This is a genomic window from Jiella marina, assembly GCF_024359545.1.
Lineage (GTDB): Bacteria > Pseudomonadota > Alphaproteobacteria > Rhizobiales > Rhizobiaceae > Jiella.
This window is the reverse complement of record NZ_JAKQZG010000013.1, coordinates 69,458-92,651: the sequence shown is the minus strand read 5'-3', so window position 1 is coordinate 92,651 and position 23,194 is coordinate 69,458. Positions and strand designations below refer to the sequence as shown.

Here is a 23,194-nt window from a genome sequence, read left to right as displayed (position 1 = left end):
CCGGCCAGGCGAGGCATCCGGCTCGCGCGAATGGCTCTGGCCTCGGCAATCGCAATGGGTCTGGCGATGGGCACCGCGAGTTCCGCACACGCCTTCGAGGCAAAGCCATTCGACGTCACCGAACTCAACGACCGGGCCGATGCCGACATCGCCCGAGCCTTCGCCGGCGCAGCGAAGGAAGAAACGATAGCGGTCGATGACGCAGCCTATCGGCAATTCCTGTCGGCCTATGTCGTCGACCGGCCGGGAGCGCTCAATCTCGTGCGATACGGCGATGTCACGCCGGCGGATCGCGAGGCTCTGAAACGTCAGATCGCGGAGTGGGAAGCGCTCGAGTGGAAGAAGCTGACGGCGGCGCAGAAATTCGCCTTCTTCGCCAATCTCTACAATGCCGTGACGCTTGACGTGGTGCTCGATCACTATCCGGTGGACTCCATCCGGGACATCGAGATCGGCACGGAAGATCGCGGTTTCTTCGCCAGCCTTTCGAGCGCCTTCAATCGCGGACCATGGTCGGCAAAGCGGGTAAGGATCGGCGAAGTCGAACTTTCGCTCGATGATATCGAACACGCGATCCTGCGGCCGATGGGCCATCCGCGCGTGCATTATGCGGTAAACTGCGCCTCCGTCGGATGTCCCGATCTGCGGCCGGACCCCTGGGCGGCGGAGACGCTCGATGCCGATCTCGACGCGGCGGCCCGGGCCTATGTCAACAGCGAGAGGGGTCTGCGCGAAAGCCCTGGCGGGGGGCTCCTCGCTTCGCGCATATATGACTGGTTCGGCGAGGATTTCGGCGGCGAGGCGGGCCTGCGGGCCCATCTCGAACGCTATGCCGAAGGCGAGGCGGCCGCGCTCCTGTCGGGCGAGGATCCGGAGATCGTTGGCTATCGCTACGACTGGTCGCTGAACGACGCTTCGCGGCAATAGGATTCAGCTGCCTGCAGAGCGGCCCTGTTCCCTCTTTTCATGTCGCTCGTAGAGCGACTTGGCGAGTTCGCCCAGCGAGCCGAGGAACATGCCGGTCGACCCAGCAACGAACAGCCAGACCGCCAGGGTGTAAAGAGACTCGAATGTCTTGAAGAAGAGGACCGAACCGACCACGAAGCAGAAATTGCCGAACAGTCCGATCCCGAGGTGGATCCAGGAATAGTCACGGACCAGGGTTTGTATCATGCGATCGTCCCATCGCTTGGTTCAACAAATGAGGCTGGAAAGTCGCGCGACTTTTTCAACAGGACCTCATGGCGAAGCAAGAGATGGGAGCGAGTTTTTCGTTTGGTCAGGGATGGACCCGGGCTCAGGCGTAGCGGCTTTCCCGGCGGGTCTTGTCGACCGCGAACGCGCCGGCTCCCGAACCCGCAAGGACGAGGAAACCGCCCGCGAGCGCGATGTTCTTCAGAAGCGCATTCTGTTCCCCGAGATGGGCGATCAGTCCGGTGGCGACACAGAATGCGGCCAGCGCGATCGCGACCGTCCGCGTCTGGAAGCCGGCGAGGATCGCGAGGCCGCCGAGGAGTTCGAAGGCGCCGACGAGATAGGCCATGACGAGCGGAACGGGGAAGCCGAGGCTGCCGAGATAACCGGCAAAACCTGCCGCCCCGACAAGCTTGCCGAAACCGGCGACGATGAAGATTGCCGAAAGCAGGACGCGTCCGGCGAGGATCAGATTGGCATTCATGGGATGGTCTTTCCGTTAAGAGAAAGCCGCACGGGACAAACCCGCCGGCTGCGATCCCGAAAGATTAGATGGACGTCGCCCGGAATTCATCCCGGCGACAATCCGACATATTGTCAATGAATCGCGATACAATCGATCGCAGGACGATCGGCCCTCGGCGATCGCCCTGTTGTCACTTGGGGGCGATCATGGTGCGCGGATCGACGATGCGGTCGTAGTCCTCGCCCGACACGAGGCCGGAGGCGATCGCTTCCTCGCGCAAGGTTGTGCCGTTCTTGTGAGCGGTCTTGGCGATGTTCGCGGCGTTGTCGTAGCCGATGGTGGGCGCGAGCGCCGTCACCAGCATCAGCGACTGCTCCATCAGCGACTTGATGCGCTCCTCATTCGCCTCAATGCCATCGACGCAATGTTCGGCGAAGCTCTCCATGCCGTCCGACAGGAGCCGGATCGAGGAGAGGACCGCGTTGGCGATCACCGGCTTGAAGACGTTGAGTTCGAAATGGCCCTGGGACGCGGCGACCGTCACCGTCGTCTCGTGCCCAAAGACTTCCGTCGCCACCATGGTCAGCGCTTCCGCCTGGGTCGGATTGACCTTGCCCGGCATGATCGAGGAACCGGGTTCGTTGGCCGGAAGGTTGAGTTCGCCAAGGCCGGAGCGCGGACCCGAGCCGAGGAAGCGGATGTCGTTGGCGATCTTCATCAGATCGGCGGCGAGCGTGTTCAAGGCGCCGTGGAAGAAGGCGAGGGCGCCGTGGGAGGCGAGCGCCTCGAACTTGTTCTCGGCGGTGCGGAAGGGCAGGCCGGTGAGCCTGGCGATCTCGATCGCGATGTCGGCGTCGAAGCCGACCGGGGCGTTGAGGCCGGTGCCGACCGCCGTGCCGCCCTGGGCGAGGGCGTAGACGCCATCCAGGGCGTCGGCGATGCGCTTCTTGGACAACTCCAGCGCCATTGCATAGCCGGAAAATTCCTGGCCGAGCGTCACCGGCGTCGCGTCCTGGGTGTGGGTGCGGCCGATCTTGATGATGTCGGCGAATTCCTTCGCCTTCTTGTCGAGCGAAACGTGCAGCCTGTCGAGCGCGGGCAGGAGGCGCTTTTCGGTCTCGACCACCGCCGCGACGTGCATGGCAGTCGGGAACACGTCGTTGGAGGACTGGCTCATATTGACGTGGTCGTTGGGATGGACCGGCTTCTTCGAGCCCATTTCACCGCCCAGGATCTCGATCGCCCGATTCGAGATCACCTCGTTGACGTTCATGTTGGTCTGGGTGCCCGAGCCGGTCTGATAGACGACGAGGGGAAAGTGATCGTCGAGTTCCCGGTCGATGATCTGATCGGCCGCCTGCTCGATGGCGTTCAAAAGGTTCGCCGGCAGCTTGCCCTTCTTCGAATTGACGCGCGCCGCCGCTTTCTTGACGGTCGCGAGCGCAACGATCAACGGCATCGGCTGGCGTTCGAGCCCGATCCTGAAATTGTTGCGCGAACGCTCGGTCTGCGCGCCCCAGTAGCGGTCGCTCGCGACCTCGATCGCGCCGATGGAATCGGTTTCGGTCCGTGTCGTCACGATGTTGCCCTTCCTCGTGATTGATCAGTCTGTCGTGGCATAGCGGCGGCGGCGCCGGATCGGAAGCCAAACATTCGGGTAAAATCGGTTCGAACGATCATTCGCGCTGGCGCTCGATGATTCTGCGGAGCACCTGCCCGGCGTTCTCGTTCACACAATGGTTCGCCGCGCCGCACAGTCAACGCGGATCGAGGGCGGCCAGCATGGCCCGGACAGCCTCGACGGCGGCATTGAGCGCGGCCTCGTCGCGCGAGCGAACGAGGATCTCCGTCGAAAAGCGTTCGCCGTCGAAGCGCGGATAGGAGCCGATCACCACGTTCTCGTGAGCGCGGGCGATTGCCGTGAGCGCATCACCGATATCGCCCTCGCCGGCATGGCTCACCACCGAGGCGCTCTTCAGCGGTTCGCCCGCCGGCAGGAGCGGTAGGACCTCCGCCATCATGGCCTGAAAGACGCTGGGCACGCCGGCCATGACGAAGACGTTCTCGACGCGAAAGCCTGGCGCGGCCGACACCTTGTTCTCGATCAGGCTTGCGCCTTGCGGCGTGCGCGTCATCCGGCGCCGCGCCGGTGTGAAGGGCATCTCGCGGCGGGCGTAATGGGCCGAGAGGAGAGCCACCGCCTCGGGATGTTCATCGACTGGCAACCCGAAGGCGGCCCCTACGGCATCGGCGGTGATGTCGTCATGGGTCGGGCCGATTCCGCCGGAGGTGAAGACGAAGTCGTAGCGCGCCCGCAGGGCGTTCAGCGCCTCGGCGATCATCTCGGTCTCGTCACCGACGATCCGGACCTCCTTCAGGTCGATGCCGGCCAGCGTCAGCACTTCGGCGAGATGGCCGATGTTCTTGTCCTTGGTGCGGCCGGACAGAAGCTCGTCGCCAATCGCGAGCATGGCTGCGGTGGTGGCGCGTTCGGACATGTGGCGATCTCCCGGCTGCTCGTCAGGTGCCGCATAAGGCGCAGGGTCGAAACGGAATGCAAGAGGGCGAAGCCGCCGTGGCATCGCGTGACTGCCCGAGCCGGCAGGTCCCGATATTCCGTTCGGCGACAGGAGAGCGTCATTGTCTGTCCTGTGGTGACAGTCCGTCGCGCCAGCAGGGGCGGACGATCCGCCGCCGTTTCCGTTATGTCGTCTGCGGCAATGCTCGCAACGAGCGACAATTCACGAAAGGGAACGAACGGCATGGCAAAGGTCCTGGTCCTCTACTATTCCAGCTACGGACATATCGAGACGATGGCGAAGGCGGTCGCCGACGGCGCCGCGAGTGCCGGTGCGAGCGTCGAGATCAAGCGCGTTCCCGAAACGGCGCCGCAGGAAGTCGTCGAGGCGGCCGGTTTCAAGACCGATCATCCCTATCCGGTCTGCACGGTGGACGAACTGCCGAACTATGACGCGATCGTCATCGGCGCGCCGACGCGCTACGGCAACATGTGCTCGCAGATGCAGTCCTTCTGGGACCAGACCGGTCCGCTCTGGGCGAAGGGCGCTCTCGTCGGCAAGGTCGGCGGTGCCTTCACCTCCACCGCGACGCAGCATGGCGGCAACGAGACGACGCTGTTCTCGATCATCAAGGTGCTGCTGCATCAGGGATTGATGGTCGTCGGACTGCCCTACGCCCATGCCGGCATGATGACGATGGACGAGATCGTCGGCGGTTCGCCCTATGGCGCCACGACCATTGCCAAGGGCGACGGTTCGCGCATGCCGAGCCAGATCGAGCTCGACGGTGCGAGCTTCCAGGGCAAGCACATTGCCCAGATCGCGGCGAAGGTCGCCGGCTGATCGGCTGCAAGGCCTGATAATCCGGCCGCGGCGACGCGTCGCGGCCGGGCCGCGGCCCAGCCTGCGCCACTGCTGCTTTCGCGCGCGCTCCCTCTCTCCCCTATCGGCAGGCGGACGAGCCTGCTAGACGATGGCGGCAAAGCGTGGAGGACCGAATGGCGGATGCGGGTGACTTGAAGCAGGCGGCCGGGCGAGCGGCGCTCGATCATGTCGAGGATGGCATGCGGCTCGGGATCGGCACGGGCTCCACGGCGGAAGCCTTCATCCACGCCTTGGCCGGCAAGGTCGAAGCCGGACTGAAGGTCGTCGGCGTCGCGACCTCCCAGCGCACCGAGGCGCTCTGCCGCGAGCTCGGCATCCCTATGCAGACCCTGGAGACGGTGCCGCAACTCGACCTCACAATCGATGGTGCCGACGAAATCGATCCCGAACTTCGGCTCATCAAGGGCGGAGGCGGGGCCCTCCTGCGCGAGAAGATCGTCGCGGCCGCCTCTGCGAAGATGCTGGTAATCGCCGACGAGACCAAGCTGGTCGAGACCCTCGGCGCCTTTCCCTTGCCAATCGAGATCAATGGTTTCGGCATGATCGCCACCTATCTGGCGATCCAGAAGGCCGCTCAGGATCTCGGGCTCGAATGCGACCTCACCTTGCGACGGCTCGGCGAGGAGCCTTTCATTACCGACAGCGGTCACCTTATTCTCGATGCCGCTTTTGGCCGCATTCCCGATCCAGAGTCGCTTTCGCGAGCCCTGCACGACGTGCCGGGTGTCGTGGAACATGGCTTGTTCCTGGGGCTTGCGGGCGAGGTTATCGTCGCGACACAATCGGGCCTGCGCAGCATGACGTGAAACGCGAGAACGTCCCGGGTGGCGGCTGGCAAGGCCTTTAGGTGCGGCTTGCGCGATCCTCGCCAACCGGATAGTGCGCCGCGCAGGCAAAGCGAACGGAGATGAACGGACCCATGTTTTCCAGGATGCCGATGCGACGGATCTTCATGATCGCCGCGACCGCAATCTTCCTGTTTCCGGCCAGCCTGCAGGCTCAGGAAGTGACCGAAAGCCATCTGAGCGCGGCGCGGGCGGCGATCGACGCGATCAATGCGACGGACCAGTTCGACCAGATCCTCCCCAACGCCGCGACCCAGGTGAAGTCGGAGCTGATCGCCAATAATCCCGATCGGGAAGCTGCGATTTCCGAAATGGTCGACAATGCCGCCCTGGAACTGGCGCCGCGGCGGGCAGCCCTCGAGAATGAAATCGCCCGGGTCTATGCCAATCTCTTCACCGAGGAAGAACTGACGGCGATCGCAAATTTCTACCAGTCCGGGGCGGGCCAGAAGCTTCTCGCCCAGGGACCGCTCGCGACCCGCAACATGCTGGAAGCCGCCGAAGTCTGGAGCAGCGGGATCGTGCGCGATCTGCGCCAGGCCGCTTTCGAGGGGCTGCGTGAGATGACGGCCGGTGCGGCCCCGGCTGCCGACGAGGGTGCCCAGAACTGAACGGCTTCGGTCTCAGTAGGATGACGCGGGTGCGTCGATGCCGGACCGGGTCACCGGTGGCATCGGCCGCAAGCCTTTTCTGCCGGGCGCGCTGATCGGCAGGCGCTGCGAACACGCGCTGCCCCCTGATAAAGGACAATTGCCATGGCCGAGTTCGACTACGACCTGTTCGTCATTGGCGGGGGGTCCGGCGGCGTGCGCGCCGCGCGGCGCGCAGCGCAACTCGGCAAGCGCGTGGCCGTGGCGGAAGAATATCGCTATGGCGGCACCTGCGTGATCCGGGGCTGTGTGCCCAAGAAGCTCTTCGTCTACGCCTCTCAGTTCCACGAAGCCTTCGAGGATGCGGTCGGTTACGGCTGGACGGTGGGCGAGACGCGCTTCGACTGGCCGACGCTGATGGCGGCGAAGGACAAGGAGATCGGGCGTCTTGCCGGGCTCTACGAGACCAATATCGGCAAGGCCGGCGGTGAAGCGATCCACAGTCGCGCGGTGATCGAGGGGCCGCATACGATCCGCCTGACCGATCAGGATCGCACGGTCACGGCTGAGCGCATCGTGATCGCCACCGGCGGGCGGCCGAACCGGCACCCGGCGATGCCGGGAGCCGAACACTGCCTGACCTCCGAAGAGGCCTTCCATCTGGAGCGCCTGCCGGAATCGATCGCGATCTTGGGCGGGGGCTATATCGCCGTGGAGTTCGCCAACATCTTCCACGGTCTCGGCGTCGACACGACGCTGGTCTATCGCGGTCAGGAGATCCTTCAGGGCTTCGACGACGATCTGCGCCACGAACTGCATCAGCAGATGGAGGCCAAGGGTCTGCGCGTGCGCTGCTGCGACACGTTCGAAGCCGTCGAGGAGCGCCCCGACGGAAAGCGCCTGGCCTTCTGCAAGAGCGGCGAGCATATCGTCGCCGACGAGATCATGCTGGCGATCGGCCGCAACCCGAACACCGAGAATCTCGGCTGCGAGGCGGCCGGTGTCGAACTCGACGCGCGGGGCGCGATCATCGTCGACGACTATTCCCGCACGAATGTCGAGAATATCTACGCGCTGGGGGACGTGACCCATCGGGTGCAACTGACTCCCGTGGCGATCCACGAAGCCATGTGCCTGATCGACACGGTCTATCTCGGCAAGCCGACGAAGCCGGACTACGAGACCATCGCGACGGCGGTGTTTTCGCAGCCCGAGATCGGGACGGTCGGTCTGTCAGAGGCCGAGGCCTGCAAGCGCTTCGAAAACGTCGAGATCTATCGCACCGCCTTCCGCCCGATGAAGAACACCCTGTCCGGGCGCGAGGGGAAGATGCTGATGAAGCTCGTCGTCGACGGGGACAGTCGCCGCGTTCTGGGCGCCCATGTCCTCGGCCACGATGCGGGGGAACTCGCCCAGGTTCTGGGGGTGGCCGTCAAGGCGGGCGTCACCAAGGACGACTTCGACGCGACCATGGCCGTTCATCCGACCGCCTCTGAAGAACTCGTCACCATGTACGAGCCGAGCTATCGACTGAAGAATGGTGAGCGTCTGTGACGGGATGCGGCCGGTATTGGGTCGTCAATTTTGTGACCGGCTGAAGTAACGGACGGACTCCGTCTGACCTCCAGCAACATCGATGCATCACGCCATTATCAGGGTCATAGCCGGCTAAAAGCATCGCGTGTGTTAAGAATGTTTCTTTAAAATTTCTACACGCGCGTTCGCGAAACATCAGGCATCCTTGGAAACGGATGCCGTCTTGATCAGTCTTCACACCAACATCTCGACCATGACCGGTCTTGCCGCCCTCCGCGCGACGCAGGACTCCCTTGTTGCGACGCAAGAGACCATGTCGTCGGGATATCGCGTCAGTGGTGCCAGGGACGACGCGACCTATTGGTCGGTGGCGACCACGATGCGTGTGGATCTTGACAGCATCGGCGCCGTTCAGGACGCGCTGGGGCTTGGAGCCTCCATGGTCGACACCGCCTATGACGGCATGTCGGCCGTCGAGGGAGTCGTTTCGCGCGTCAAGTCGCTCATCGTTTCGGCACAGGATTCGAGCGTTGACCGGGAAGCCCTTCAGAAGGAAATCGCGGAGGCGCAATCCGCGATCGCCTCGATCGCCGAGGCCGCGAGTTTCGCCGGCGTGAACTGGCTCGACACCAATATCGACGACCTCCACGAAGCCGACGCCTCCAAGCGGATTTCGCTCGTTCCCGCCTCGATCGTTCGAGGCTCCGACGGCCGGATCGATCTCTCGACGATCGGCCTCGATATCAGCGAGGTGTCGCTGTTCAACGGTGATGGTGGGGGTATTCTCCAGGCCGAGGAACGGTCCCCGAAGACCATCGGCGGGCTGCGTTTCGTGTCCGCGTCAACGGAGACAGGATACACCACCGACGGGCCGTTTCGAGCCGCAGTCGGCGCCCATCAGGACTTTGCCTTCGATGGCCCCGTGACGTTCGGCACCGGCGACACGATGAGCTTCACGCTGACGCTTGGTGCGGAGGACAGCGGCGATCCGGCGCTGCCGCCGCCCTATGAGCCGGGTGTCCCTCTCCACGTGGTCATCGACAGGGCGTTGGTCGACAGCGTCCTGCCGAGCGCCGGTGGAGTGATCGATACGCGCGACGACTTCGTCGATGTCCTGCGAGTGGCGGTGGGCGCTCCGGTCTGGGTGATGCCGCGCGAAGAGACCGATTCCGACGGCGAGGTCACGGAATTCATTCGTCTCGTGGATCGGGAACTTTCCGGCACTGACGGCGCATCGATGAGAGTCAGCAACTTCACGACGACCACCGCGACGAGCGGTGGTCTCGGCAATACGGGCATCCATTACGGTCAGACAGGCTCCTCGCTGACGGTGGATTTCGAGCCTTTCCGCGTCTATCGCGGCATGGTCATCAGCTTCGACTTCACGAGCTACACCAATCTTCGGAGTTTCGTCATCGATCGAGCGACCGTGAACGAAGCCCTCGGCAAGGACGACGGAATGGTCCAGACTTCCGAGGACATGGTGATGGTTCTCGATTCGATCATGGGTGCGATTCCCAATCTCAGCATCGAGACCGAGGGCGACGACTTCAAGTTCGTCATGGATCGCGCGGCCAATCGGGACGCTGCGTCCGGAAGCGGGATCTTCGTCTCCGCCGTCGAAGTGAGTTCCGGACCACTCTACGATTTTGGAATCCTCGATATCGATGTCGCCGCCAAACCGGAGATGATCGAGAGCTATCTCACCGTCGTCGACAAGATGCATCGCGATGTGTCGACGGCCGCCGCGAGGCTGGGCGCGCTGAAAGAGCGCATTGCCATGCAGGATAGCTTTCTGGACGGCCTGTCGAACACGTTGCGGGGAGGGATCGCCCAACTCGTGGACGCCGACATGGAGGAGGAATCCGCGCGTCTCAGAGCCCTGCAGGCGCGGGAAGAGCTCGGCCTCCAGGCCCTGTCGCTGACGAATACGAGTGATAGGGCGATCCGACAGCTCTTTGCGGCCTGAGGAGGCCGACCCACAAGGGCGAACGAAGCGTCTCTCCATGCAGCCCTGTTGCGTGGAGAGGTGAGAACCGCCGGCGCGTAGCGGGCAGGCAGGACCCCTCAGAGCGCCGCCATGTAGGTCGGCAGGTCGCGAAGGCTCGACACCACGATGAGGCGCTTGATCTGCCCGCGTTTGAAGGCGTTCAGGAAGCGCTCGTACTCCTTGACTGTCATGCAGCCATTGGACATCGATTTGTCGTTTCCGCCGCCGCGGACATACATGTAGGGGTGGGCGAGAAGGCCGTCGCGATTGTATTTCTTGCGCCCGTCCGCCGGCAGCAGGCGGACCGCTTCGGCGCCATGGAACAGCGCCTCGCGCATGCGCAGATTATAGATGTTCGGCGGCGTCGGCCCGCGGTTCTTCTGGTTCACGTAGCGCGGGTCGTCCTTCATGTGGCCGAGGCCGGAGTGAGCTTCCAGCTCCTCTCCGCCGGGCAGATAGACCGCCTGTGCCGAGATGTCGTAGACCGCGATCCCCATGCTGGGATGGGGCAGCTTCTTGCTGACATCGCCCTTGAAGAGCTTCTTGAAGAAGCTGCCGATGCCGCCGGATGAATTGTCGTTGCCGGGCGTCTGGGGACGCGTGCTGGCGACGTCCGGCGCGCGGCGGGGGGCCTGACGGCTCGCCGGCTGCCGGGTTGGCTCGTCCGGCTGCGCTGCGACCGGCGGTGAGTAGTCCGGACGACGGGTCGGAAGCGGCACGGCAAGCGCCGTCATCTCCTCGACCGCGGTGCCGAGGGAATTTGGCCCGTCTTGCGGCTCGAGGCTGGCGACCTGCACGCCTTCGCTCTCCGACGCTTCCGGACGGGGTTCGGGAAGCGGGATCGCCGCGAGAAGATCCTCCTCGCCGAGCTCATCGGCCTGAGTGGCAGCAGCGGCTTCGATCTCCGCCCGCAAGGAGGGGCGGGGATTGTCGGTCGGCGACTGGAATGCGGCGACACCCGTGCCTTCGAGCTTTTCGCGCAGGGAGGGCTTCGGGTTAAAGGCTGCGAGCTGGGCGAGGGCGCCCTGGCCGCTCGGCTCGCTTTCCTGGCGGGCGGGGCGGGGCTTGGCCGGCTTCTGCGAAACCGTCTCGGCCGCGACCTGTGCTTCCAGCTCTTTCGGGATCGAGCCCCAGGGGGCCTTGGCCTCCGGGGACGGCTCCGGCAGGTCTGCGACCTGCGACAAGGCGTCTGCGGCATCCGGCTGCGCGGCTTGGGAGGCGGAGCCTGCCGCATCGGGACGATAGACGCGTCCGCCGCGTTCTGCGAGTTCATGGCCCGGGTCGGGGCGTTCGCCAGCACGCAGGCCTGTCGGCTCGGTCAGGTTGGAGTTTCGCGCACCGTAGGTCGGAGGGGACGCGGCGGCATCGCGCAGGGCGATCGTGATCGGGGTGGTATCGGCGGCTGCCAGCTCGACTTCGGCGCTGCCGGAGGAGGGGTCGGAAGCCCAAATCTGCGTGGAGAGTCCGATCGCGGCCATCGCCGAGAGCGCGATTGCGCCGCCCCAAAGGGCTCGGCGAAGAAGGCCTTGGCTGCGCGGCGAAGTCTTCGGCCCGGCCGGGCCGTTCCCCTCGAAATCTCTAGCGGTCAACCGCGTCCCCCATCCGTTCATCATGCGCTTCGATCGGCCGGGAGCCCCCTTCGCTCCGTGCTGCCCGTTTCGGTCAGCGCACCGATCTCACTCCTGATCATCGCCGAATCTTGGTAACCAATTCCTTTTCTTCGCAGAAATTTTACCAAGCCGCCGACGTTCCCGCTTCGGCTGTCAGGGCTTTGAACCCGCCTGAATCAAGCCAAAGGACACCTCCGACCGTCCCTCGGTCGGGCTCCCATCGTCTCAACTCTCGAAGCTGAACCCCTCCAGCCATGCTGCGCCCAATTCACCCTGCGGAAGCGGCAGAATTACGACAGCTGCGACATTTTTTCGCCCGCAAGCCCGGTTCGGCCGTCATCGAATTCTTCGCGGAGCCAGGCGAGGAGGGCGCGCGTTTCCGGCCGGGTTCGACCTTCGGGGCTGGTAAAGACCGAAATCTCGCGCGGACGGAGCAGTGTTTCGCGACAGGGTCTCACCAATGTACCGGCCTCGAGCAGGGGCTGGACCGTCCGCCGCCAGCCCAGTGCGACGCCGTGTCCGGCGATCGCCGCCTGGAGGACCAGCGGATAGCTGTCGAAGGGCCGTGCCTTGGCGCCCACGCGGAGCGCCGAACCGACCCTTGGCAGAAAGTCGTCCCAGTCGATCCAGTCCTGTGGGAGCACGCGGTGTGACAGCAGCGAAAGATCGCACAGGGTTTCCAGCGTCAAAGGGCTCCCTGCGCCTTCGAGGAGGGCAGGTGCACAGACGGGAAACACCTCGTCATCGGCCGTGAAGGCGAGAGGATAGCTGCCCGATGGCCGGCCCGATGTCTGGATGGCGACGTCGAAGGAATCGGGGCTTTCGATCAGCGGTCTGATCGAGGAGACCAGCCGCAGCTCGATCTCCGGATGCCGGCCGTGAAAGCGCGCAAGCCGCGGCGTCAGCCAGTAGAAGGCTTCGCAGAGCTGGCAGAACAGCACCGCCTCTTTGGGCCGCGATCGCCCGCGAAGCTGGCCGGCTTCCGTCGCGATATCCGCCAGAGCCTGGCTGACCACCTGGCCCAGCCGGCGCCCCGCCGCACTCAGGAAGACGCCCCGGTTCCGCCGTTCGAAAAGCGGCGTGCCGAGATCCGCCTCCAGAAGGCGGATCTGCTTGCTGATGGCGGCCTGGGTCAGTCCGAGTTCTTCCGCCGCGAGAGTGAAGCTCTGGAGCCGCGCCGCGGCCTCGAAGGGCCTGAGGCTCGATAATGGCGGCAGCGATTTGAGCGACAGATTCATAACCTGAACTCATGGATATTCGACGAGAAGACGTTTGTGGATGCGGCGACGGCGCGATTGAAAGGGCGAGACGATTTTCCGCGACGCAAACCGCAGGCCTATCATGAAGATTGAAAATTCAGTGCTGCGAGGCGGCGCAGGGGCGATTGTCGTTGCTGTCCTCCTCCTGTCGCTGTCGGACGCGCTGGTCAAGCTCGCCAGTGATCGCCTGCCCCTTGGGCAACTCTTGCTCATCCGTTCACTGATCGCAAGCGTGCTGATTTCGGGTGTCGAACTGTGGCGCCGCCGCGGCGTCCTCGGGTGGAGCGGATCGCGCTGGGTGTGGCTGCGGAGCGCTCTGCTCACCGGCATGTGGGTCTGCTACTATGCGGCCCTGCCTTCGATCTCCTTCGCAACCGCGGCGGCGGCGCTCTACACGGCGCCGCTGATGATGGCGGTGTTTTCCGCCTGGCTTTTGCGGGAGCCTCTCGGCGGCCGCGGCTGGGGTGCGGTGGCGATCGGACTGGCCGGCGTTCTGACGGTCCTGTCTCCGGATCCGGTGGCCTTGTCTTCTCTGATCGGCCTGCCCTTCGTCTCGGCCGCCTGCTACGCGCTGGCGGCGATCGTGACCCGCAGCCGCTGCGGCGGCGAGAGCGCGCTCGCCATGGCTCTCAATCTCAATTTCTCGCTCGCAATGGCTGGCGGGGCCGGGCTCGTGATCCTGGTGGGGCTCGATCTGGACGCGTCGGCGGTCGATCGCGCGCCGTTCGTTCTGTCCCTCTGGTCACCGGTCGGATGGTCCGAGATCGGCTTGATCGTCGGGCTTGCCGTTCTGATGGTGATCATCGCCACCTGTGTCGCACGGGCCTACCAGTTGGCTCCGTCGCCCGTCATCGGCGTCCTCGACAACGCCTATCTCCTGTTCGCCGCCCTCTGGAGTTTTCTGATCTTCAGTGAAACGCCAGGGTTCCGGGGCTTGTTCGGCATGGCTCTGATCGCAGCGGCAGCGATCATGGTGGCCGCCCCGATGGGCAGCTCGAAGCGCTAACCGGTCTCCTTCGGCAGTTCGGCCTCCAGCAGAAAGCGGGTGGCTACCGGCCAGAGCGTCGCGCGCATCGCGCGGCGGAAAAAGCCCATATGGCCGATCGGCTGACCCGCCTCGCTCGGCGAGAGCCAGCATTGCGAAACTTGAGCATTCGGAAAGTGGTCGAGCAGCGCCTGGACGGCGGCTTCGGTGCCCCAGGAATCGTCGGTGACGCCAATCGAAAGCAGCGGCAGGCGCACTTTGGCAAAGCTGTCGGCCCCGGCGATCTCGGGCTCGGCGAAAAGGAAATCCGGATGTCGGCACCAGCGCGCCCAGTCGCGAAAGATCGGCCCCGCGAGAGCCGTGCCGAGTCCGACCGACGCCGGCACATGGCCGAGGAGCCGTGTCGCCGGCACACCGGCGAGGTTCATCCGGGCAAAAACCCGCAGCGGTTCGGCGGTGCGGCCGTAATAGCCGTTGAGGGAAGCCACCATCGCGTAGCGCTCGAAGCGGTCCGCAACGCCGCAGAGACCGAGCGCCACCCCGCCGAAGGAATGGCCGATGCCGACGATCGGCCCGGGTCCCGCCGCCGAGGCCAGCGCGTCAAGGGCGGCCGGCAGGTCGTGGATGCCCCAATCCTTCATGCGATAGCGCTTTGCCGCCGCGTCCTTGGCGCCGGCGCCGACGCCGCGGAAATCGTAGGTCAGGACCGCCCGTGCCCCCTGTTCGACGAGGTGGGTCGCAAAGGCACGATAGAAGCGGTGCTCGACCGCCGCCGCGGAAGAGACCAGCACGGCCGGGCCGGGGCCGTCGCCGGAATAGAGTGTCGCCGGCAGCGAGACGCCGTCGTCGGTCGCGACCGTCAACTCGCGCTGGCTGACCGGAAAGAACGCGTCATGGGCCGTGGCGCCGGCATGATGGGTGAAGATGGGCATGGCGGCACGCTCTCCGACACTTACGTGAACGTCAAGGGTAGGGCGGTCCGTCTCCGTTTCGATTGACGCTCGCGTCGATCGGGCCCGAGTGGCGTGGGGAGCGCCACGAGCTACCGGTCCGGGATTGAGCCGATCGGGGCGCCTGCGAGGCTTGAGTGCCGTCGACAGGAACGATATCTCGCGACCCACCTCGATTTCCCTGCCCTTAAGACCCAGATGGACTCCCATGCAGGACACGGCCTTTCATGACGACCATCCCGAACTCGCGGACCTGGCGCGGCAGGGGCGTATCGTCGCCTATTTCGGCTATGGCTCGCTGGTCAATCGCCGCACGCTCCGGACGAAGTTCCTCGGGATTCGCCGCGCCGAGGCGGCCGGGTGGCGCCGCTTCTGGCTGCCGCGCGATGCCGCGGAGGATATGGCGCTACTCTCCGTGAAGCCGGACGAGGACGCGGCCGTGCATGGCGTCGTCGTCTATGATCTCGTCGACCACCTGCCCGCCGTCGACGAGCGCGAGGCGGGCTACAGCCGCCGCATTGTCGATCTCGGCCGGCTGTGGGTGGAGAATCCGCCGATCGCGGACATTCCCGTCTATATCTACGAGGCGCATCAGGGCGCTGCGACTGCCGAGGACCGTCAGGCGGCGATCCTGCAGAGCTATCTCGATGCGGTCATGCAGGGGTTTCGCACGCTCTATGGCGGGGAGGGCCTGAGCCGCTTCGTCACCGAGACCCATGGCTTCGAGACCCCGGTTCTCAAGGACCGGCATCAGCCACGCTATCCGCGTTCGGTCGACCTCCACGAAGATGAGGCCCAATTGTTCGACCGCCTCGTCGCGGAGCGGGGCGGCCGCCATGTCGATCTTGCGCAGTCAGCCTGAAATTTGCGCATCCCGGGCGCGGCCGATCGTGTAGGATGACGTTTCGCAGGACCGGAGCGGGCCATCCCGTCTCCTCCCATTGCCGGCGCCGCCGCGGACATGTCTCCGCTCGCCGAGGCCGGGCCCATTCCTCGAGGATTTGCCGCGACATGCGCATCAGACTGGGCTGCCAGCTCACCTATGATTTCCCCGCGCCGACGCCGATGATCGTCATCCTCAACGTGCACTATTCGCGCGTCGGCTATCTGGAACGGCCGGACCATCTGATCACCAACCCTGTCGTGCCGCTCGAAAGCTATCGCGACAGTTTCGGCAATTGGTGCAACCGTCTGGTCGCGCCTCCCGGCCGCTTCGTGCTCGGCACCGACAGCATCATCCATGACAGCGGGCAGCCCGACGAGCAGGCCTTCGACGCCCGCCAGCACAAGGTGGAGGAATTGCCCGCCGATACGCTCCAGTTCCTGCTCGGCAGCCGCTACTGCGAGACCGACATCCTCTCCAACGAGGCCTGGCGGCTGTTCGGCCACACGCCCGAAGGCTGGCAGCGGGTGCAGGCGATCTGCAATTTCGTCCACAACCACGTGACCTTCGGCTATGAGCATTCCCGCGCGACGCGGACGGCCGCCGAGACCTATGCGGAAGGGCGCGGAGTATGCCGTGACTTCACGCATCTCGCCGTTGCCTTCTGCCGGGCGATGAACATCCCGACGCGCTATTGCACCGGCTATGTCAGCGACATCGGCCAGCCGCCGCCCTATGCGCCGATGGATTTCGCCGCCTGGATGGAAGTCTATCTCGGCGGGCGCTGGTGGACCTTCGACCCGCGCAACAACCAGCCGCGCATCGGCCGCATCCTGATCGCGCAGGGGCGTGACGCCGCCGACGTGCCGCTCACCCACACTTTCGGCCCCAACCAGCTTTCGGGCTTCGAGGTCTGGACGGACGAACTCGTCTGAGCCGGGCGCGGCCAGTGCCGAAAAGGAATGGCGCGCTTCGTGCCTCTTGGTGATGACAAAGCGGCCATTTGGTGCTTAAAGACCGCCCACGTTGGGAAATCGGCAAGGCGTATCGGCGCCGCCGGCCTTTCATCATCACGAAACCGAGGCGGAAAGCGACCGGCGGTCCCGGTCAGGAGAGTTGGTAATGGCAAAGGATTGGACACCGTCGAGCTGGCGCTCAAAGCCTGTTCTGCAGGTGCCGGACTATCCGGATCCCGCCGCTCTCGCCGAAACGGAAGAGCGCCTCGCGAGCTTCCCGCCGCTGGTCTTTGCCGGCGAGGCGCGCAAGCTGAAGAAGTCGCTGGCGGAAGTCGCCGAAGGTGAGGCCTTCCTGCTTCAGGGCGGCGACTGCGCCGAGAGCTTTGCCGAACACGGCGCTGACAACATTCGTGACTTCTTCCGCGCCTTCCTGCAGATGGCGATCGTGCTCACCTTCGCCGGCTCACAGCCGGTCGTGAAGGTCGGCCGCATCGCCGGCCAGTTCGCCAAGCCCCGCTCGTCCGACAACGAGACCAAGGACGGCAAGACGCTGCCATCCTATCGCGGCGACATCATCAACGGCATCGAGTTCACAGAGGGCGCGCGCATTCCCAATCCCGAGCGCCAGATCGAGGCCTACCGCCAGTCGGCGGCGACGCTCAATCTGCTGCGTGCCTTCGCCCAGGGCGGCTACGCCAATCTCGACAATGTCCACCAGTGGATGCTCGGCTTCGTCGCCGGCAGCCCGGAGGCCGAGCGCTACAGTGCGCTCGCCGACCGGATCTCCGAGACGATGGCCTTCATGCGCGCGATCGGCATCGATGCCGAAAACCACCCCTCGCTGCGCGAGACCGACTTCTTCACCAGCCACGAGGCGCTGCTTCTGGGCTACGAACAGGCGCTCACCCGCGTCGATTCCACCTCCGGCGACTGGTACGCGACCTCCGGCCACATGATCTGGATCGGCGACCGGACCCGCCAGCTCGACCACGCCCATATCGAATTCTGCCGGGGCATCCAGAATCCGCTCGGTCTGAAATGCGGCCCATCCTCCGAGCCCGACGATCTCTTGCGCCTGATTGATCGGCTGAACCCGGATAACAAGGCCGGTCGTCTGACGCTGATCACCCGTTTCGGCCACGAGCGGGTCGAGGAGTGCCTGCCGAAGCTGATCCGCGCCGTCGAGCGCGAGGGTCGCAAGGTCGTCTGGTCCTGCGATCCGATGCACGGCAACACGATCACGCTGAACCGCTACAAGACGCGCCCCTTCGAGCGGATCCTCGCCGAAGTGCAGGCCTTCTTCGATGTGCACCGAGCGGAGGGCACGCATCCCGGCGGCATCCATATCGAGATGACCGGCAAGGACGTGACCGAATGCACTGGCGGCGCGCGCCCGATCCTCGCCGAGGATCTGTCGGACCGCTACCACACCCATTGTGATCCGCGGCTCAACGCCAATCAGGCGCTGGAGCTCGCCTTCCTCGTGGCGGAGCTGCTGAAGAAGGATCACGTGGCGACCGCCTTGCGTCAGGCGACCGCCGTCAACGGCTGACTCCGCCGACGATTCAGTTCTGGACTCATCAAGCCTCGGCCGCGCATGTGGCCGGGGCTTTTCTTTATGCGTCGGTCCGGGAAGCGGACTGCAAAGAAAAGGCCCGCGGCTTGCGCCGCGGGCCCGAAGCATCAGGGATGATGCCTGCGCGTCAGTTCGACTGCTCTTCCATGGCGCCGTCGTCCTTCGACATGGAGTCGTCTCCGGACATGCTGGCGGACTGAAGCTGTCCGTACTCGCCGTCGGACCACTCGTACATGACGTAGCCCGGCAGGGTGACGTCGCCCTTGTCGTCGAAGGACAGATTGCCGATCACGGTGTCGAAGTCGCCGTCATCGAGCGCCTTGACCACGGCGTCGTACTCGGTCGAGCCGGCTGCGTTCGCCGCATCGGCCCAGGCCTGGATCGCTGCATAGGTGTAGAGGACGTAGCCTTCGGCCGTCTTGCCCTCTTCCTCGAGCTTCTGGACGACCGGAGCGGCCGCTTCGTTCTTGCGCGGATCCGGCGAGAAGGTCATCAGCGTGCCTTCGCCGGCATCGCCAGTGATCGCCCAGTACTCGTCGGTGACGAGCGCATCGCCGGACATGATGACCGTGTCCATGCCCTGCTCGCGCATCTGGCGGGCCATCAGGCCGGCCTCGGTGTGGTAGCCGCCGATGTAGAGCAGGTTGACGCCGGCCTGCTTCAGCTTGGTGACGAGCGAGGTGTAGTCCTTCTCGCCGGCCGTGTAGGCTTCGACCAGAACCGGCTCGCCGCCCGCCGCCTCGAAGGCCTTCTGCGTCTCGTCGGCGAGACCCTTGCCGTAGGCGGTTTTGTCGTTGATGATCGCGACCTTGGCGTCCGGGAAGTTCTCGGCGATGTAGTTGCCGGCGACTTCGCCCTGCTGGTCGTCACGGCCGCAGACACGGAAGATGCCTTCGCCCGGACGGTCGTCGGTGAATTTCGGGTTGGTGGAGGCCGGCGAGATCTGGACGATCAGCTCGTCGGCATAGACCTGGCTGGCCGGGATCGAGGAGCCCGAGCAGAAGTGACCGGCGACGAACGGAACACCCTCGCCGGCGAAGTTGTTCGCGACGGCCACGGCCTGCTTCGGATCGCATGCGTCGTCGCCGACCGAGAGCTGCAGCATCTCGCCATTGACGCCACCCGCCTCGTTGATGTCGGCAACGGCCTGTTCGGCGCCGATCCTCAGCTGTTCGCCGAAGCTTGCATACTGGCCGGTCATCGGGCCGGCGACGCCGATGGTGATGTCGGCGAAGGCGGTGCCCGCAAAGACCAGATTGAGAGCCGCGCCTGCTAGAAGTGCCTTCTTCATACGAACCTTCCCTGTGTTGAACATCGTTACGGCCGTTCGGCCGCAGCAGGTAATTCCTCCCCTACCTGCCGGGGATTAAAGCCCGGAAATCATTCACGGGCAAGCGTCGGGCGGATGGCTTCCGCCGGTCGCCGAATCTCAGCCGGTCGAGCCCCGCAGAAAGCCGTATTGCCGCGCCATCTGCCGGTTTCGGACGAAGAGACGGCCGGCGGCGGCGATCGCGAACAGGACGATGAAGTCGATGATGCCGTAGTAGAGCCCGGTCCAGAACGTCGAGACGGGAAGCAGGAACGACCCGTTGAACAGGCTGAAGTGAATGAAGCGCACCGCGAGCGCCAAGAGCCCGACATAGAAGGCCAGCAGACCCCAGCCGCTCCAGGTCAGAGCCGTCGAACGGCCGATCATCCAGGCTCCGCCGCCGCCGAGAATGACGGTGACGAAGAGGAATTCGGCGAAGGAAACCTCCCAGAGGATACCCATTACCGGCGTCATGTCAGTGCGCCCCTCCTTCGAGATAGGCGCTGCGAACCTCTTCGCGGGCGAGAAGCTCGCGGCCCGTTCCGGTCATCGTGATCGATCCGTTCACCATCACGTAGCCGCGATGGGCAAGACGAAGCGCGTGAAAGGCGTTCTGCTCCACCAGAAAGACCGTCAGGCCCTCGTTCTGGTTCAACTCGCGGATCACCTCGAAAATCTGTTTCACCACCAGCGGAGCAAGGCCTAGCGACGGCTCGTCGAGCAGCAGCAGCTTCGGCCGGCTCATCAGCGCCCGGCCGATCGCCAGCATCTGCTGCTCGCCGCCCGACAGCGTGCCGCCGCGCTGGTTGCGCCGTTCCTTCAGCCGGGGAAACAGTTCGAAGACGCGCTTGAGGTCGTCGTCGAAATATTTCTCGTTCTCCAGGATCGCGCCCATCTGGAGGTTTTCCAGCACCGTCATGCGCGGGAACACCCGGCGGCCTTCCGGCGACTGGGCGATCGACATGGACATGATCGAATGGGTCGGCAGATTGGTGATGTCCTGCCCATTGTAAATGATCTGGCCGGTCCGCGCCTTCGGGTTACCGCAGATCGTCATCATCAGCGTCGACTTGCCTGCGCCATTGGCGCCGATCAGCGTGACGATCTCGCCGCGCTGGACGTCGACGTCGACGCCGCGCAGGGCCTGGATCTTGCCGTAGAAGGTCTCGACGCCGCGGACGGCGAGCAGCGGTTCGGCAGCGGCCGGCAGGGTCTCGGCGGCGCTCACTGGGATCCTCCCTCGGAAGCGGAATGGCCGGTCTGAACGTCGAGATCGCGCTCGACTTCATCGACCTCCTCGTCGTCGACGCCGAGATAGGCGGCGATCACCTTCGGATCGGAGCGAACCTCGGAGGCAGTCCCGTCGGCGATCTTCTTGCCGTAGTCGAGGACGATGATGTGGTCGGAGATTTCCATGACGACGCCCATGTCGTGCTCGATCAAAAGGACCGACACACCATGCTCGTCGCGGATGAAACGCAGGAGCTCGTTGAGCTCGGCCGATTCGCGCGGGTTGAGGCCGGCTGCCGGTTCGTCGAGGCAGAGCAGCACCGGATTGGTGCACAGCGCCCGCGCGATCTCCAGACGTCGCTGGGCGCCATAGGGAAGGTCGGCCGCCGGATCGTCGGCGCGATCGAGCAGATTGACGTGGCGCAGCCACTCCACCGCCTTGTCCTTCGCGGCGGCGGCGGCCTTGCGGTAGCCGGGCAGGCCGAACAGCCCGCCGATGGTGAAGCTGGAGGCCTGCATCAGCTGGTTATGCTGAGCGACGAGCAGGTTCTCCAGGACGGTCATGCCGCCGAACAGCCGGATGTTCTGGAAGGTCCGCGCGACGCCCGCGACTTCGGTGATCTTGAAGTCGGGCATGCGCTCCAGGAGAAAGACGCCGCCCTTGTCGCCGTCGAAATACTGCCGGCCGCTCTTCGTCAGTTCCGCCAGCGTCCCGTCGGCGACCGCCTGGTCGCGGCGAAGCGCGATGCGCCCTTCGGTCGGCTTGTAGAAGCCGGTGACGCAGTTGAAGACCGTGGTCTTGCCGGCGCCGTTGGGGCCGATCAGGGCGGTGATGTCGCCGCGTCCGACATTGAAGGACAGATCGTCGACGGCGACGAGGCCGCCGAAGCGCATGGTCAGATGCTCGACCGACAGGACCGGATTGGCCGACCAGTTTTGCGTTTCCTTGAGCATCAGTGGCCCTCGCCCTGGGCAACCATGTCGGCGCCGATCGTCTTCTTCTCCTTGTAGACCGCCGAGGGCGATCGGGTTGAGACGAGCCCACGCGGCTTCCAGACCATGATCAGGACCATGGCGAGGCCGAAGATCAGCATGCGGTACTGGGTCGGATCGAAATCATTGCCGAAGACGGCCTGGAGCACGGTCAGTTTGCGCAGAAGCTCGATGCCGCCGATCATCGCTACCGAGGCGATGACGACGCCGAGCTGGGAGCCGAGACCGCCGAGAACGACGATGGCGAGAATGATCGCCGATTCGATGAAGGTGAAGCTTTCCGGCGAGATGAACTGCTGCTTCGTGGCAAAGAACGACCCGGCAAAACCGCCGAACATCGCGCCCGTGGCGAATGCGGTCAGCTTCACATTGGTGGTGTTGATGCCGAGCGAGCGGCAGGCGATCTCGTCTTCGCGCAGAGCCTCCCAGGCGCGGCCGACTGGCAGCTTGCGCAGGCGCATGGTGACGAAGTTGGTCAGAAGCGCGAGCGCCAGGATGATGTAGTAGAGATAGATGAACTTCTGGATCGGCGAATATTCGATTCCGAAGAAGTCCGAGAACGAACCGTCGCGGCGGTTGAACTCCAGGCCGAAGAAGGACGGCTCGGGAATACCGAGAATGCCGTCGGGGCCACCGGTGAATTCGTACCAGTTCAACAGCACGATTCGTATGATCTCGCCGAAGGCGAGCGTCACGATGGCGAGATAGTCGCCCCTCAGCCGCAGGACCGGGAAGCCGAGAATGACGCCCCACATTGCTGCGAAAAGGCCGGCCATTGGCAGGCAGACCCAGAAGCCGAGTTCGAAATTGGTGGCGAGAAGCGCGAAGGAATAGGCGCCGACGGCATAGAACGCCACGTATCCGAGATCGAGGAGGCCGGCGAGACCGACGACGATGTTGAGACCCCAGCCGAGCATCACATAGGTGAGGATCGTGATGCCGAGATTGAGGAGATACCGGTTCTGGCTGGGCAGGAATTGCGGCAGGAGGATCGGCAGCGTCAGCGCGATGAATAGCAGCAGAACGCCGAGGATCTTGCCGATCGGCATGCGCCCGGTGCCGGCCGCGACCTTCTTCCAACCACCCACGACGGCAGTATCGCCGGCAAAGACGAAATAGGTGAGCAGGAAGCGGCCGGCGAAGGCGATCGCGATGGCGATGATCCACACGACCGGGCTCGCTGTCAGCGACAGGCCCCCGACGGCGATATCGGTCCTGAAGGCGAAGAAGAACAGGGTCAGCGCCGCGACGAGGGCGGCCGTGATGCCGCCCTCCTTCAGAGCGCGGACGAGGCGGGTGTCTTCCGGCGGCGCTTCGCTGTAAGGCGGCTCGCCGCGCATGGCGTCGCGTCGCGCTTCGGAAAGCCGCTCGGCGCCTTCCGGACGGTTCGCGGCGGAGGGAGAGGTCGTGTCGGCCAT

At 64.7% G+C, this 23,194-nt stretch carries 22 protein-coding genes; 10 read left to right on the top strand and 12 right to left on the bottom strand.

Features of this window, described 5'->3' with window-relative positions; translation table 11 throughout:
• Positions 1-54 precede the first annotated feature (54 nt).
• The gene (locus tag MF134_RS19570; protein WP_255341175.1) at positions 55-927 is read left to right on the top strand and encodes a DUF547 domain-containing protein; all 873 of its coding nucleotides are present in this window, start codon (positions 55-57) and stop codon (positions 925-927) included.
• Between the two features lie 3 nt (positions 928-930).
• Here the strand turns inward: MF134_RS19570 and MF134_RS19565 are convergent, their stop codons facing one another.
• From MF134_RS19565 to MF134_RS19550, 4 genes are all read right to left on the bottom strand, one after another.
• On the bottom strand, positions 931-1,173 hold the full coding sequence (locus MF134_RS19565) for a YrhK family protein (protein ID WP_255341174.1): 243 nt from the start codon (positions 1,171-1,173) through the stop codon (positions 931-933).
• A gap of 124 nt (positions 1,174-1,297) precedes the next feature.
• Positions 1,298-1,678 carry a DoxX family protein gene (locus tag MF134_RS19560; RefSeq protein WP_255341173.1) on the bottom strand — a complete coding sequence of 127 codons (381 nt, stop codon included), beginning with the start codon at positions 1,676-1,678 and terminating at the stop codon, positions 1,298-1,300.
• A gap of 172 nt (positions 1,679-1,850) precedes the next feature.
• Positions 1,851-3,242, bottom strand: a complete 1,392-nt coding sequence (fumC, locus tag MF134_RS19555; protein ID WP_255341190.1) for a class II fumarate hydratase — start codon at positions 3,240-3,242, stop codon at positions 1,851-1,853.
• Positions 3,243-3,417: 175 nt separating this feature from the next.
• Positions 3,418-4,158, bottom strand: coding sequence for a competence/damage-inducible protein A (locus MF134_RS19550; protein ID WP_255341172.1), 741 nt, complete (start codon positions 4,156-4,158; stop codon positions 3,418-3,420).
• 264 nt (positions 4,159-4,422) lie between these two features.
• On the opposite strand from MF134_RS19550, the gene wrbA reads away from it, so the two are divergent.
• The 5 genes from wrbA (at position 4,423) to MF134_RS19525 (ending at position 10,004) form a co-directional block, all read left to right on the top strand.
• On the top strand, positions 4,423-5,022 hold the full coding sequence (gene wrbA / locus MF134_RS19545) for an NAD(P)H:quinone oxidoreductase (RefSeq protein WP_255341171.1): 600 nt from the start codon (positions 4,423-4,425) through the stop codon (positions 5,020-5,022).
• 155 nt (positions 5,023-5,177) lie between these two features.
• Positions 5,178-5,870, top strand: coding sequence for a ribose-5-phosphate isomerase RpiA (gene rpiA, locus MF134_RS19540; RefSeq protein WP_255341170.1), 693 nt, complete (start codon positions 5,178-5,180; stop codon positions 5,868-5,870).
• 113 nt (positions 5,871-5,983) lie between these two features.
• Positions 5,984-6,520 carry a DUF2059 domain-containing protein gene (locus MF134_RS19535; RefSeq protein WP_255341169.1) on the top strand — a complete coding sequence of 179 codons (537 nt, stop codon included), beginning with the start codon at positions 5,984-5,986 and terminating at the stop codon, positions 6,518-6,520.
• A gap of 144 nt (positions 6,521-6,664) precedes the next feature.
• Complete coding sequence (gor, locus tag MF134_RS19530; RefSeq protein WP_255341168.1) at positions 6,665-8,053, top strand: glutathione-disulfide reductase; 1,389 nt, start codon at positions 6,665-6,667, stop codon at positions 8,051-8,053.
• Positions 8,054-8,258: 205 nt separating this feature from the next.
• A complete protein-coding gene (locus MF134_RS19525) occupies positions 8,259-10,004 on the top strand; it encodes a flagellin N-terminal helical domain-containing protein (protein WP_255341167.1) in 1,746 nt (581 codons plus the stop codon).
• A gap of 98 nt (positions 10,005-10,102) precedes the next feature.
• On the opposite strand, the gene MF134_RS19520 is transcribed toward MF134_RS19525, so the two are convergent.
• A complete protein-coding gene (locus MF134_RS19520) occupies positions 10,103-11,614 on the bottom strand; it encodes a tlde1 domain-containing protein (protein ID WP_255341166.1) in 1,512 nt (503 codons plus the stop codon).
• A 311-nt stretch (positions 11,615-11,925) separates the two neighbouring features.
• Positions 11,926-12,873, bottom strand: coding sequence for a LysR substrate-binding domain-containing protein (locus tag MF134_RS19515; protein ID WP_255341165.1), 948 nt, complete (start codon positions 12,871-12,873; stop codon positions 11,926-11,928).
• A gap of 103 nt (positions 12,874-12,976) precedes the next feature.
• Between MF134_RS19515 and MF134_RS19510 the strand changes: the two genes are divergently transcribed.
• Entirely contained in the window at positions 12,977-13,900 is a 924-nt protein-coding gene (locus MF134_RS19510) for a DMT family transporter (protein WP_255341164.1), read from the top strand.
• Here the strand turns inward: MF134_RS19510 and MF134_RS19505 are convergent.
• On the bottom strand, positions 13,897-14,811 hold the full coding sequence (locus MF134_RS19505) for an alpha/beta hydrolase family protein (RefSeq protein ID WP_255341163.1): 915 nt from the start codon (positions 14,809-14,811) through the stop codon (positions 13,897-13,899). The genes MF134_RS19510 and MF134_RS19505 overlap by 4 nt on opposite strands.
• A 226-nt stretch (positions 14,812-15,037) precedes the next feature.
• Between MF134_RS19505 and MF134_RS19500 the strand changes: the two genes are divergently transcribed.
• The 3 genes from MF134_RS19500 (at position 15,038) to MF134_RS19490 (ending at position 18,220) form a co-directional block, all read left to right on the top strand.
• Positions 15,038-15,691, top strand: a complete 654-nt coding sequence (locus MF134_RS19500; protein ID WP_255341162.1) for a gamma-glutamylcyclotransferase family protein — start codon at positions 15,038-15,040, stop codon at positions 15,689-15,691.
• A gap of 149 nt (positions 15,692-15,840) precedes the next feature.
• Entirely contained in the window at positions 15,841-16,647 is an 807-nt protein-coding gene (locus tag MF134_RS19495) for a transglutaminase-like domain-containing protein (RefSeq protein WP_255341161.1), read from the top strand.
• A gap of 187 nt (positions 16,648-16,834) precedes the next feature.
• Positions 16,835-18,220 carry a class II 3-deoxy-7-phosphoheptulonate synthase gene (locus MF134_RS19490; protein ID WP_255341160.1) on the top strand — a complete coding sequence of 462 codons (1,386 nt, stop codon included), beginning with the start codon at positions 16,835-16,837 and terminating at the stop codon, positions 18,218-18,220.
• Positions 18,221-18,371: 151 nt separating this feature from the next.
• Here MF134_RS19490 and MF134_RS19485 read toward each other — a convergent pair whose 3' ends face one another.
• The 5 genes from MF134_RS19485 to livM form a co-directional block, all read right to left on the bottom strand.
• Complete coding sequence (locus MF134_RS19485) at positions 18,372-19,535, bottom strand: branched-chain amino acid ABC transporter substrate-binding protein (RefSeq protein WP_255341159.1); 1,164 nt, start codon at positions 19,533-19,535, stop codon at positions 18,372-18,374.
• 138 nt (positions 19,536-19,673) lie between these two features.
• A complete protein-coding gene (locus tag MF134_RS19480) occupies positions 19,674-20,027 on the bottom strand; it encodes a DUF6867 family protein (protein ID WP_255341158.1) in 354 nt (117 codons plus the stop codon).
• A gap of 1 nt (position 20,028) precedes the next feature.
• Positions 20,029-20,781, bottom strand: coding sequence for an ABC transporter ATP-binding protein (locus MF134_RS19475; protein WP_255341157.1), 753 nt, complete (start codon positions 20,779-20,781; stop codon positions 20,029-20,031).
• On the bottom strand, positions 20,778-21,737 hold the full coding sequence (locus MF134_RS19470) for an ABC transporter ATP-binding protein (RefSeq protein WP_255341156.1): 960 nt from the start codon (positions 21,735-21,737) through the stop codon (positions 20,778-20,780). The genes MF134_RS19475 and MF134_RS19470 overlap by 4 nt, the downstream gene beginning before the upstream one ends.
• Positions 21,737-23,194: a high-affinity branched-chain amino acid ABC transporter permease LivM gene (livM, locus tag MF134_RS19465; RefSeq protein ID WP_255341155.1), complete on the bottom strand. Its 1,458-nt coding sequence runs from the start codon at positions 23,192-23,194 to the stop codon at positions 21,737-21,739. Before livM ends, MF134_RS19470 begins: the two co-directional genes overlap by 1 nt.

Bases quoted from the DNA above. Each gene is read 5' to 3' on its own strand.
- MF134_RS19570 (WP_255341175.1), top strand. From the start codon at position 55: ATGGGTCTGGCGATGGGCACCGCGAGTTCCGCACACGCCTTCGAGGCA.
- MF134_RS19565 (WP_255341174.1), bottom strand. From the start codon at position 1,173: ATGATACAAACCCTGGTCCGTGACTATTCCTGGATCCACCTCGGGATC.
- MF134_RS19560 (WP_255341173.1), bottom strand. From the start codon at position 1,678: ATGAATGCCAATCTGATCCTCGCCGGACGCGTCCTGCTTTCGGCAATC.
- MF134_RS19550 (WP_255341172.1), bottom strand. From the start codon at position 4,158: ATGTCCGAACGCGCCACCACCGCAGCCATGCTCGCGATTGGCGACGAG.
- wrbA (WP_255341171.1), top strand. From the start codon at position 4,423: ATGGCAAAGGTCCTGGTCCTCTACTATTCCAGCTACGGACATATCGAG.
- rpiA (WP_255341170.1), top strand. From the start codon at position 5,178: ATGGCGGATGCGGGTGACTTGAAGCAGGCGGCCGGGCGAGCGGCGCTC.
- MF134_RS19535 (WP_255341169.1), top strand. From the start codon at position 5,984: ATGTTTTCCAGGATGCCGATGCGACGGATCTTCATGATCGCCGCGACC.
- gor (WP_255341168.1), top strand. From the start codon at position 6,665: ATGGCCGAGTTCGACTACGACCTGTTCGTCATTGGCGGGGGGTCCGGC.
- MF134_RS19515 (WP_255341165.1), bottom strand. From the start codon at position 12,873: ATGAATCTGTCGCTCAAATCGCTGCCGCCATTATCGAGCCTCAGGCCC.
- MF134_RS19510 (WP_255341164.1), top strand. From the start codon at position 12,977: ATGAAGATTGAAAATTCAGTGCTGCGAGGCGGCGCAGGGGCGATTGTC.
- MF134_RS19505 (WP_255341163.1), bottom strand. From the start codon at position 14,811: ATGCCCATCTTCACCCATCATGCCGGCGCCACGGCCCATGACGCGTTC.
- MF134_RS19500 (WP_255341162.1), top strand. From the start codon at position 15,038: ATGCAGGACACGGCCTTTCATGACGACCATCCCGAACTCGCGGACCTG.
- MF134_RS19495 (WP_255341161.1), top strand. From the start codon at position 15,841: ATGCGCATCAGACTGGGCTGCCAGCTCACCTATGATTTCCCCGCGCCG.
- MF134_RS19490 (WP_255341160.1), top strand. From the start codon at position 16,835: ATGGCAAAGGATTGGACACCGTCGAGCTGGCGCTCAAAGCCTGTTCTG.
- MF134_RS19485 (WP_255341159.1), bottom strand. From the start codon at position 19,535: ATGAAGAAGGCACTTCTAGCAGGCGCGGCTCTCAATCTGGTCTTTGCG.
- MF134_RS19480 (WP_255341158.1), bottom strand. From the start codon at position 20,027: ATGACGCCGGTAATGGGTATCCTCTGGGAGGTTTCCTTCGCCGAATTC.
- MF134_RS19470 (WP_255341156.1), bottom strand. From the start codon at position 21,737: ATGCTCAAGGAAACGCAAAACTGGTCGGCCAATCCGGTCCTGTCGGTC.
- livM (WP_255341155.1), bottom strand. From the start codon at position 23,194: ATGGCCGACACGACCTCTCCCTCCGCCGCGAACCGTCCGGAAGGCGCC.